Raw genomic sequence first — 10,681 nt, 5'->3', positions numbered from 1 at the left:
TTGGAACTGATCTACCGCTTGCGCGGCATGCGACGTCCACGCGCCCCGGAGGTCGCGCAGCAGCAACCGGCGCTTGCGGCGCCAGTCAGACCAAATGTCGAGGAGGATGGTCGGGCGGCGGACGGACCAGCCCGTCAGCGACCAGATCGTCGTTCGGATGCAATTGCAGCTGTGTCGACAGCCGCACCGCGAGGCCGACGGTCGATGGTCCCGCGTGCAGGATCTTCAGCATGCAGATCGCAACCAGCGGGCAATCCCGGCAGTCGTTGCTGTTCTGCTTGTCGGGGCAGCACGGCATATCGGCTGCCATGTCAGACATGTCCGCCATCTGGCTCATACCGGTCAGCGCAGATCCGGCCGCCGCGGGCACAGCCAGCGGCGCAATTGTCAGGCCTGCCGTCACGAGGACGGCGAGCAGCAATCTGAACAATTGGCGAACATTCATGTTGCGACAGTCTCACAAAGGACGGGTGCTGAAAAGGTCACCCTGTTCACAACTGCACCAGCGGGAGATTGGGTGGTTAATCATTCATCCCGACCTGGTGCCCTGCATCGAGCGGTTAATGATATGGAGACTTCGGGCCGCCGTGATAGCGCCACGGCGTCCGGGCAGCATCCGGGACATTCGCCGGCTGCACGCCGATCGCTCCCTGATCGTAGCCGAATGCAGACATCGGGTCGCGTTGCACGGCAACCGTACCCGCCGGTGCGGCTTCTGCGGCCTCATTGGGCAAATATCTCCTGTCGGAGGCCGTCAGACCCGCCTGCGCGGTTGCCGATGCCACGACGAGCGGCGCGAGGATTGAGAAGGCAAGAAGGCATTTGTTGATCGACATCATCGGCTCCATGATTTTCCGAAGCGCATTGATTTGCGCTTCCGATCATGAGTTCGAAGCCGACGTTGCCCCGGTTACACGCTCACGCCGACGTGAGAGGTCCGATCACGGCCCTTCACCAGCGCAGCAACCGCGGTCCTAGTAGCGCACCGGCAAGTGTGCACAGCACGATCGTGCCGCCGTACCACAGCGCGACAAAGGGCAACGAGTCGTCGGTGCAGTGCAGTGCATAGCCGACTGCGCTCACACCACCTGCGACGAGGCCGGCGAATGCGCCCGCCTGCACCAGATTGGTCGGCGCCGCCTTTCTGACTGCCCAGATCACCACGGCAAACGGCACGATCGCGATGATCGGAACGGAGATCAGGCATTCGAGCCATTGGTCTCCCATGACCATCCTGTCCCAATGCGAGCTCGGCGCCCGTCCGAGGCTGATGGCGGCAAGCAGCATGATCACCCCGAACGGGAGTGCGGCAAGTCCAAGCGAGATCTTTCGCTCGCCGGCCGGCCGCGCAAGCCGGGTCAGATAGACCGACGCCGCGCCGACGGTGCCGAGCGCGAATGCGAGCTTCAGAGAGAGGAAGATCACGGCGCGCGGCGTGGCGAGGTCTGCGCGAACGCCAAGCCCGGCAAACACGAGGCCAAGCGCGGCAACCAGCCCTAGGCCGAGCGCGATCGCGACGGTCCGGCCGACCAGCCGGCGATCGACCGGCTCGACATTGTTGCTGAGCGCCGCGATCAGCTCATCGGTCTTCATGGCTTCGTCCTCCCGGCGATCAACGCGGCCAGGGCCTTCAGCCCGCGATGAATGCTGACCTTCACGCTGGATTCCGACATGTCGCAGCGTTGCGCCGCCTCCGCGACGCTCAATCCATCGAGCCTCACGGCCCCAATCGCGCACTGCATGTTATCAGGCAATTGCTTGAGCAATCGCCTGAGGTCAAAGCTGCTCTCGGCGCCGATATGATCGTCATGGGCTGTGATGTCGTCGGCCGCATCGATCGGCACGTCGGCACGCGAGGCCCGCGTGCGACGCAGGAAATCGATCAGCTTGTAGCGCGCGACCGCGTGCACCCAGGGCGTCAGCGGTTGAGCCGGATCGTAGGTGTGCCGCTGCAGGTGAATAGCCAACACGGCCTCCTGCACCAGGTCCTCCGCCTCGGCCGCGCCGCGGCCACTCCTCGCAAGCTTGCTCTTGTAGTAGGCACGCAAATGCCGGCTCAGGCGCTCCAGCAAGGCCCGGTGGGCCGCCGAATCGCCATCCTGGCTGGCAAGCATCAGTTGCTTGAGCTCGTGTTCCGCGGTCGTCATGCAGCGCTTCTGTGGTCTGGTTCGCTCAAGCGACCGTTTTGGTTACACGCCGATCGGCCAGATCACGAATATTTTCGATGCCGCGACGGGTTCAAAGCATCATCGATGCCAGATTGCGGCTTCATCCCGGCTGGATAAGCCCGTCTTAGCGACCGCCGATCACAATCTTGCCACTTGACCTGTACGATCGCCGAAATGACATGAGGGACTGACCAACGGACCCACGGCTCATGCAACTCGTCTCGACCCTGACCTGTCCGGCATGCGGATTTGCCGCGACCGAAACGATGCCGACCGATGCCTGCCAGTTCTTCTACGACTGCCGCGGCTGTGGCACCCGCCTCAAGCCGCTTGCCGGCGATTGCTGCGTGTTCTGCTCTTACGGGACGGTGCCCTGCCCTCCGGTGCAGACGCGCGGCGAATGCTGTGGCGGGTCAGGGCCGGCCTGAACGCCTGCCATTGATTTGCCCGGGCCGGAGCAAGCCGGGCAACATTCGGCGCTGATCGCTGTCGACGCGGCGCTTGACGTCCCGCCGTTGATTGTCACGTCAGCGGGAGGTAAAGCACTCGCGCAATCCGACGCTGATCGCGCCGAAGTCTCCCGATGCGACGTCCGCTGCATTGTCAGGTGTTCATCATGGCTTCTTCCGACGCATTGGCTGCCGTCTTCACCCATATCGAAGTCAACCGCGACAGCTTCCTGCAACGCCTGATCGCCTATCTGCGCCATCCGAGCATCAGTGCCGAGAACATCGGCATCGCCGAGGTCGGCGCCCTGCTGCTCGAGATGCTCACAGGGATCGGTCTCGAAGCCGGCCTTGTCGCCACGGAGGGTTATCCGATGGTGGTGGCGCGCTGGGAAAAGGCACCGGGCAAGCCGACCGTCCTGCTCTACGGACACTATGACGTGCAGCCCGCCGACCCGCTCGAGAAATGGCTATCGCCGCCCTTCGAGCCGACGATCCGGGACGGCCGGCTCTATGCACGCGGCGTCGGCGACAACAAGGGCCAGCACTTCGCCCAGATCCTGGCGATCGAATCCCATCTCAAGGTGCACGGCGAACTGCCCTGCAACGTCATCCTGCTGCTGGAGGGCGAGGAGGAGATCGGCAGCCCGCACATCGCCGGTTTCGTGCGCGCCAACGCACATCTCCTGAAGGCCGATCTCGCCGTCACCGCGGACGGCCCGCGCCATGCCAGCGGCGCACCGACGATCAAGTTCGGCTCGCGCGGCGTCGTCTCCTTCGAGCTGCGCTGCCGCCATGCCAGCCGCGACGTCCATTCGGGCAACTTCGGCGGCGTCGTGCCGAATCCGATTTGGACGCTGGTCCACTTGCTCAGCACGATGAAGAACGCGGCCGGTGAGATCACCATCGAGGGGCTGCATGATGCCGTCGAGCCACCAGCGACTGAGGAACTGGCGGCGATCGAGCGCCTGCCGCTCGATATCGAGGCCGTCAAAGCGAGCCTTGCACTGAAGCGCCTCGACGCGCCCGCCGACCGCCCATTCTACGACCGTCTCTGCTTCCAGCCGACGCTGACCATCAACGGTTTCCACGGCGGCTATGGCGGCCCCGGCACCAAGACGGTGCTGCCGAACGAGGCCTTCGTCAAATGCGACATCCGCCTCGTCGAGGCGCAGGACGCCGAGGACATCCTGCGCAAGGTTCGCGCTCACGTCGCCAAACACGCGCCCGAGGTCGAGTTCGTCGCTGCGGACATGGGCATGCAGCCCTCGAAGACGCCGATCGCCTCACCCTACACCGCGCCGCTGCGCCGCGCCTTCGTTGCCGCCCATGGCCAGGAGCCGCTGCTGATACCGGCCGGCTTCGGCAGCCTGCCCAACTACGTCTTCACCAAGCTCCTGGGCATCCCCGCCTTCGTCACGCCCTATGCCAATCCGGACGAAGCCAACCATGCGCCGAACGAGAACATGACGCTGGACTGCTTCTACAGCGGCGTGCGGACCGGGGCTGCGTTGTTGCACGAGCTCGGCCAGTTCCGGCGCGAGAGCTAGAGCGTTTTCGAGCGAAGTGGATATCGGTTCGCGTGCAGAGAACGTGTCAAGACAACAATCTAGGCTTCGGTTCTGATTCAATGCGCCGGTGATAACACCGAACTTGCCCGAGATCGCGCCACCTATTCGATGTCGTCCTGGCGAAAGCCAGGACCCTTACCCCAACTGCTCTTTGTTGCACGACGCTGGGGCCACGAACTCACTCACAATCAAATTTGGTGGTTATGGGTCCTGGCTTTCGCCAGGACGACGACAACATTTGCGGCGGGCGACGCAGACCACGCCGCCCCTCACTTCACCAGCGCCTCGACCTCCTTGCGGAAGGCCTGGCGCGAGCCGTCGCGGGAGTAGAACATGTGACCGCCGGGATAGACCACGAGCCTGGTGCGGCTCGGACCCGCGAAGGCCGGCAGCTGGTCGAGGATGATCTTCGAGGCGAAGTACGGCGTCGCAAGGTCGAACAGGCCGTGACCGATCAGGAGCTTCAGCTTGGGGTCGAGCGCCAGCATCTGGCGCAGCTGCGTCACCGATTCCGGCGGGCTGATGCCGTGGCCGAACTCCCAGCCCTTGCTCACGCTTTCGCTGAGCAGATGATACGAACCGTCCGGCCGCCAGTTCAGTCTGCGCGTGGTGAGGTCGACGGCCGCGCTGGTCAAGGGCGCCATCAGGGGATCGCCGGACGGATCGTTGAAGTGGAAGTAGCTGGAGTCCGGATAGGGATCGAAGCCTTCGACCGAGGCATCGTAGCGGCCGGTCACCTTGCCGCTCTTGCGATCGAACTCGCGGCGGAATTCGCCGATCTCGAAGCGGCCGGCGAGCCTGCGGCTCACCGCCGGATCGATGCCGGTCAGGCTCGCGACCTTGTCGGCGAGCCGCGCGGTGGCCTCGGTATCGGCCTGCCCCTTGACGAGATCGAGCAGGAAGTCGCCGCGCGCGTAGCTCTCGACGTCGGCAAGGTCCTCGCGCGTCACCGGCCCCTTCGCCTGTCGCGCGACCGCCGTCATGGTCGGCAGGCTCGCGACATATTGCAGGACGCTGGAGCCGGTATAGTCGCGGAAATCGAGCACCGGCGAGATCAGGATCAGGCCGCGCACGCCGACCCCCTGCTGCATTTGCAGATTGCGCACCACCTTGGGTCCGCGAATGCCGCCATAGCTTTCACCGGCGACATATTTCGGCGAGGTCAGCCGGTCGTGTTTCTCCAGCCAGCGGCGGATCACCAGCGCAACCGAGGTGGCATCGCCGTCGACGGTGAAGAAGCGCTTGCGCGCATCCTCCGAGGTGGTGACGAAACGGCTGTAGCCGGTGCCGACCGGATCGATGAAGACAAGATCGGTGAAATCGAGCCAGGTGTCGGCATTCGGCTGCAGCTCCGGCGAGGCCGACGCCACCGCGCCGTCGAACGGGAGTCGCCACGGCCCGACATTGCCGAATTGCAGCCAGGCCGACGCGGAGCCCGGCCCGCCGTTGAACAGGAACGTCACCGGGCGGCTCGCCTTCTCGGCGCCGTCGAGCTGATAGGAAGTGTAGGCGATGTCGGCGAGCGGCTCGCCCTTGTCGTCGAACACGCGGATCGAGCCCGCGGTCGCGCTGAAGGCGAGCGTACGGCCAGGCAGTGCGACCGATTGCTTGGTCGTGGAATCCGGCGGCAGGCGGTGCTGCTCGGCGGCAGGCGTGTTGGCCGCGGCGTTCGCGCCGGAGCCGGTCTCGCCGCGCCCTGCCCGTCCCTTCTGGCCGCCTGGGTTCTGACCGCTTGGGGCCTGCGCGCTCGGCGACGGCGATGGCTGCGGGGCCTCGTCGTCGGCCCGCGCCGCGGTTGCGAGGCAGGCCACCAGCAACGCCGCGGTGAGCCGTGTCGCAAAACTGTTAGCCATGCCGTTCACTCCCTGGGCCGACATTTACGCATTTCATCCGCAAACTGCGCTAGCTTGGCGGTAGCCGCAAGGCATGCGGTCCGTTCCCGGACCATCTCGACAAGGCCGCCCGGGATGTATAGACGAGCGCGGCGTGTTCCGTGCCAAACGAGTTCGTGAGCGATGGCTAGCTCCAAGCGGTATGACAAGATCGCCTTCGTCGCCAGCGCGAGCTCGGAAGCGCAGACGGCGCTCGAGCAGCTGACGGCGATGTACGGCAACTATCCGGCCGCCGATGCCGACGTCGTGGTCGCGCTCGGCGGCGACGGATTGATGCTGCAGACGCTGCACGCCAACATGCGCAGCGGCAAGCCGATCTACGGCATGCATCGCGGCACCGTTGGCTTCCTGATGAACGAATATTCCACGCACGATCTGCGCACGCGGCTTGCGGCCTCGCGGGAGTCGCTGATCAATCCGCTCTTGATGCGCGCGACCGACATCCACGGCGCGGTGCATCTGCATCACGCCATCAACGAGGTCGCGCTGTTCCGGCAGACCTACCAGGTCGCCAAGCTGCGCATCCTGATCGACGAGCATGAGCGGATGCCCGAGCTGATGGCCGACGGCATCCTGGTGGCGACGCCGGCCGGATCGACCGCCTACAATCTCTCCGCCCAGGGGCCGATCCTGCCGATCAACGCGGCGCTGCTGGCGCTGACCCCGATCAGCGCGTTCCGGCCGCGGCGCTGGCGCGGCGCGCTGCTGCCGAACTCCGCCTTCGTGGTGATCGAGGTGATCGAGGACGAGAAGCGCCCGGTGGCCGCGGTCGCCGACCATGACGAGGTCCGCGACGTCCGCCGGGTCGAGGTGCTCTCCGACAAGACGATCGCGATGCGGATGCTGTTCGATCCCGGCCACTCGCTGGAAGAGCGCATCCTGCGCGAGCAGTTCGGCTACTGACGGCGCGTCGCATCCCGCGCCCCGCTTGCCCGGCAACCAATCATTAACTCCGGGCGGGATATGGTTAACGTCGGGTAATACCGCATTGGCCCGGTATGCCCGATCGGGACCGGACCATGTATCGCATCGACTTCAACAAGCTGCGATTTTTGATTTGCGACGACAATCCGCACATGCGCCGCATCCTGCGGACGCTGCTGCATTCGTTCGGCGCGCGCGAGGTGTATGAGGCCGAGGACGGCGCCACCGCGCTCGAAATGTACACCCATTACGTGCCCGACATCGTCATCACCGACTGGTCGATGCCGATCTTCGACGGGCTCGAACTCGCGCAGATGATCCGGCAGCCGGAATCCAAGGGCAATCCCTACGCGCCGATCATCATGCTGACCGGCCATTCCGAGAAGCGCCGCGTCACCGTGGCGCGCGATGCCGGCGTCACCGAATTCCTGGCCAAGCCGATCTCGGCCAAGGGCCTCTACCAGCGCATCATGAACGTGGTCGCCAATCCGCGTCCGTTCATCAAGACCAAGACCTACTTCGGCCCCGACCGCCGCCGCAACACCACCAACACCTATATCGGCCCCGAACGCCGCGGCAGCGGCGAGGTCGAGATCCTGCAACAGCCGTCGCTGCTCGAGAAGGCGCGCTCGAGCATTTAGGATATCGCCATGGCGAAAGACAAACCCGGGACGATCGAGGTCAAGAGCTTCCGCACCCACCATGTCATCACGCAGCCGAACCCGCTGCGCAAGGTGCTGCTGCGCGTCCCCGAGAGCGATCTCGACGATCCGGTCGGCCGCGCCGAAAAGGCGCTCGCCGGGCTGTCGGGCGAGTTCAAGGAATGGATGACGATCGAGGCTGACCGCCTCTCCGCCGCGCACGCCACGGTGCAACGCGAGGGCTTCAACGACAAGACGCGCGAGGAGCTGTTCCGCGCCGCGCACGACATCAAGGGCGATGCCGCAACATTCGGTTATCCCTCGGCGGCGGCGGCGGCCGAGAGCCTGTGCCGCATCATCGAGCACGCGCCTGATCTCGCCACGGTGCCGCAGCAGCTGATTGCGCACCACATCAATGCCGTGCAGGCGATCGTGCGGAACCGCACCAAGCTCGACACCGCGGTCGTGGCCGGCGTGCTGAGCAAGCAGCTTCGCGGCATCGCCGATGAATTCCTGACCCACGCCAACCGCGACCGCCCCGAGCATCTCGAGGCCATCCTCGCGCCGAGCATCGCACCGAGCGAATAGCAGCGCGCCGCGGCGGCGGCCACGGCTTCCATCCTCGTCAATCACGGGAAACGCGGCCGTCAGGCCGCGATCAGATCGTCGTCGTAAGGCAGCACCGCGACCGCGTCTTCGGCGGCGAGCTCCTCGCAGAACATGCGCGCATCCTCGCGCGCGGATTCGGTCGCAAAGCGGCGCAGCAGGATCAGCAGCGGCTCGGCGGCCGAATGGTCGGTCTCGCAATGGGTCAGCACGCGCTCGACCATGCGGCGATGCAGCCGCGCCGCACCGTCGCCGCTGTCGACATAGCCGACCTCGTGGCTGGCCTCGAGCGCGACGCGGAACGCCGCGTAGGTGGATTCCGGCAGGCCGGCGCGCCGCAGCAGCGCCTGCAGGCCGTTGCCGCCGCGGTCGTTCAACAGCGCGGAAACCCGGCCATACGGCAGTCCGGAAAGTTCGGCGAGCGCGGCGCCAAACAAATCGAGATTGCCCGACAGCAGCGCGCGCAGGATCAACCCTGCAGTGAGCTGGCCGGTGGCGCGCAGATGCGTGATCAGGTTCTGCATGTCGTCGCCGAAGGCACGCGCGGCGATGTTCACCGTGGAGCGCTCCTTCGCTTCGCCGGCGATGCGGTCGGCACGGTCGGCACCGAGCCAGTTTCGCGCCACGACGAACTGCGCCAGCGTGTCGGAGAGCTTTGCGACCAGCGCCAGCCGCGTCGCGGACGGCAAATCTTCCAGCTGCAGCATCGATTCCCGGATGGCGGCAAGATGGCCGTGGCGCTCGACGATGCGGTCCCAGGAGAATGGCGCAAGCCCGGCATAGGGATTCTCGATCAGCTCGAGCGCGGCCGCCGCCGAACCGACCTCGGCGATCGCCGCAGCGACCGAGGCCGGCAGGTTGGCGCGGCGCGCGATCGCGCACTGCATCTCGTCCGAGCCGGTCGCGACGATGTCGACCAGGTCGGCATCGATCAGCAGCGGTGAATGCTCCAGCACCGGCAGCGCGATCGCCGGCTGGTCGGCCGACAGCGCCTGCACGATCGTAGCCGGCGCCTCCGCGCTGTATGCGAACACCTCGGCCATCGCCTGTCGCACCAGCGGCGACGGGTCGTCGAGTAGCATCAGCAGCGCGCCCTCGGCCGCGATGCGGTCGTCCTCGCTGAGATCCGAAATGAGCCAGGCCCGGGCCAACGCCCGTGTCGCCTCTGCCCGCTCGCCTGCTGGAGCGGTCCTAATCCAACTAATGAACTGCCGAACGATCATGGTCCTGCCGGCTTACGCAACGAGACGGCATCGACATACGACGCCACTACAAGGAAAAATAAACCATGACGCTTAACAAAGGGTTCACCATAAACGTTTGGGATTATTGACGTTTCGTTAATACGACCACGGCGGGTTTCGCGCATGCAGCAAGGCGGGCGCTAGCCGCTGCTGTAGGTACCGTTCGGGTCGCTGAACAGATCAAGCCGCCCGGGCGCGCGGACCTTTGGCGTCGCCGATGTGGTCAGCGAGCCGGAATTGCCCCACAGCTCCTGCACCGCGGGCGAGATCGGCTCCGCACGGCCGCCGCCCTGGTAGAGCGAGCGAAAGGCCGGCGACGGCTGTGCCGATGCGACGGCCGAGGTCGCACCGGCCGATGAGGTCGCGCGGACATTCGGGAAGGTCGAAAGATAGGACGCGGTGTCCATGGTCAGCGCCTGTGTCGGCGCAGCGCTTGCGATCGCATTGGGGCTCATGGTGCCGCCGCCGGCCGCTGCAAACGCCGTGCGCGTGTCGCTTGAATTCGCAGCCGCGGCGTAGCGTGTGGTCAACACCGAATAGACCTGGCTGACGCTGCGCGCGCTGCCCGATTTGTCGTAGAAGATCGACTGGTTGGCGGCCGCAGCCTTCGGAAACATCGCAGCCGCATTGGCGCTCGGACTGTCCTCGGCGCTCGAAATCAATTTGCCGGCGCCGCCGACGCCCATGAAATGCGCCATATAGAGCTCGGCATCGGTCGGACGACGGCCGAGCGTGCCGGTGAGCTTGAAGCTGTTGGATTGCGTCAGCACCGCCGCCATCGAGGATGCCGCATCGGGATCGTCGCGCAGCTTCATGACCGCGCTCCGCGCGGAGGGATCGCTGACCGAATAGCTGCCGTCGGAATTCTTGGTGATGGCGTCGGCATACTGGCCGTAGCCGAGCTGGCTTCCGGCCTCCTTGACGGTGCCGAGCCAGGTCTGGTCGATGAATTGATAAAGCCCATGCGCCGACGAGGTCGTGGCGCCGGCCCGCGGATTGAAATTGGACTCCATCTTCGCGGTCGTGAGCAGATATTCGAAGCTGGTGCCGGTGGTCGCGGCCGCCTGCTTGATCGAACCGGCGACCTTCAGGCGCGAAGCATCGACACCTGCCGAAGCCGTCGCATTGAAGAGGTCGACCGCCATCTATCGGGTGCCTTGCCGGGCGCCGGCAATCGGCACCCATGTCC

The 10,681-nt window shown here is 65.5% G+C and carries 12 protein-coding genes; 5 read left to right on the top strand and 7 right to left on the bottom strand.

What is annotated here, in order from left to right; translation table 11 throughout:
- Positions 1-85: 85 nt before the first annotated feature.
- From BraRD5C2_RS35855 to BraRD5C2_RS35840, 4 genes are all read right to left on the bottom strand, one after another.
- Positions 86-445 (bottom strand): hypothetical protein, encoded by a 360-nt coding sequence (locus BraRD5C2_RS35855; RefSeq protein ID WP_223976534.1) that lies wholly within the window; start codon positions 443-445, stop codon positions 86-88.
- A gap of 115 nt (positions 446-560) precedes the next feature.
- Entirely contained in the window at positions 561-836 is a 276-nt protein-coding gene (locus BraRD5C2_RS35850; protein ID WP_223976532.1) for a hypothetical protein, read from the bottom strand.
- A 115-nt stretch (positions 837-951) separates the two neighbouring features.
- On the bottom strand, positions 952-1,593 hold the full coding sequence (locus BraRD5C2_RS35845; RefSeq protein ID WP_223976530.1) for an NrsF family protein: 642 nt from the start codon (positions 1,591-1,593) through the stop codon (positions 952-954).
- Entirely contained in the window at positions 1,590-2,147 is a 558-nt protein-coding gene (locus BraRD5C2_RS35840) for a sigma-70 family RNA polymerase sigma factor (RefSeq protein WP_223976528.1), read from the bottom strand. The genes BraRD5C2_RS35845 and BraRD5C2_RS35840 overlap by 4 nt, the downstream gene beginning before the upstream one ends.
- 230 nt (positions 2,148-2,377) lie before the next feature.
- Between BraRD5C2_RS35840 and BraRD5C2_RS35835 the strand changes: the two genes are divergently transcribed.
- Together BraRD5C2_RS35835 and BraRD5C2_RS35830 are read left to right on the top strand one after the other, a co-directional pair.
- Entirely contained in the window at positions 2,378-2,596 is a 219-nt protein-coding gene (locus tag BraRD5C2_RS35835; protein ID WP_097674195.1) for a GDCCVxC domain-containing (seleno)protein, read from the top strand.
- 188 nt (positions 2,597-2,784) lie between these two features.
- Entirely contained in the window at positions 2,785-4,164 is a 1,380-nt protein-coding gene (locus tag BraRD5C2_RS35830; RefSeq protein ID WP_223976526.1) for a M20/M25/M40 family metallo-hydrolase, read from the top strand.
- A 290-nt stretch (positions 4,165-4,454) separates the two neighbouring features.
- On the opposite strand, the gene BraRD5C2_RS35825 is transcribed toward BraRD5C2_RS35830, so the two are convergent.
- The gene (locus tag BraRD5C2_RS35825; RefSeq protein WP_223976524.1) at positions 4,455-6,038 is read right to left on the bottom strand and encodes a S10 family peptidase; all 1,584 of its coding nucleotides are present in this window, start codon (positions 6,036-6,038) and stop codon (positions 4,455-4,457) included.
- Positions 6,039-6,200: 162 nt separating this feature from the next.
- Between BraRD5C2_RS35825 and BraRD5C2_RS35820 the strand changes: the two genes are divergently transcribed.
- The 3 genes from BraRD5C2_RS35820 to BraRD5C2_RS35810 all read left to right on the top strand — a co-directional run bounded on the left by BraRD5C2_RS35820 (position 6,201) and on the right by BraRD5C2_RS35810 (position 8,230).
- Positions 6,201-6,980, top strand: coding sequence for an NAD kinase (locus tag BraRD5C2_RS35820; RefSeq protein WP_223976522.1), 780 nt, complete (start codon positions 6,201-6,203; stop codon positions 6,978-6,980).
- 116 nt (positions 6,981-7,096) lie between these two features.
- Entirely contained in the window at positions 7,097-7,642 is a 546-nt protein-coding gene (locus BraRD5C2_RS35815; RefSeq protein ID WP_194460645.1) for a response regulator, read from the top strand.
- A 9-nt stretch (positions 7,643-7,651) separates the two neighbouring features.
- Positions 7,652-8,230: an Hpt domain-containing protein gene (locus tag BraRD5C2_RS35810; RefSeq protein ID WP_223976520.1), complete on the top strand. Its 579-nt coding sequence runs from the start codon at positions 7,652-7,654 to the stop codon at positions 8,228-8,230.
- Between the two features lie 59 nt (positions 8,231-8,289).
- On the opposite strand, the gene BraRD5C2_RS35805 is transcribed toward BraRD5C2_RS35810, so the two are convergent.
- Both BraRD5C2_RS35805 and BraRD5C2_RS35800 read right to left on the bottom strand, forming a co-directional pair.
- Complete coding sequence (locus BraRD5C2_RS35805; RefSeq protein ID WP_223976518.1) at positions 8,290-9,471, bottom strand: DUF2336 domain-containing protein; 1,182 nt, start codon at positions 9,469-9,471, stop codon at positions 8,290-8,292.
- A gap of 161 nt (positions 9,472-9,632) precedes the next feature.
- Complete coding sequence (locus BraRD5C2_RS35800) at positions 9,633-10,637, bottom strand: transglycosylase SLT domain-containing protein (RefSeq protein WP_223976516.1); 1,005 nt, start codon at positions 10,635-10,637, stop codon at positions 9,633-9,635.
- Between the last annotated feature and the right edge of the window lie 44 nt (positions 10,638-10,681).

The organism is Bradyrhizobium sp. RD5-C2 (genome assembly GCF_019972155.1).
GTDB lineage: Bacteria > Pseudomonadota > Alphaproteobacteria > Rhizobiales > Xanthobacteraceae > Bradyrhizobium.
Note: the sequence above shows the minus strand (reverse complement) of the source record. Positions and strands in the feature narration are given on the sequence as shown.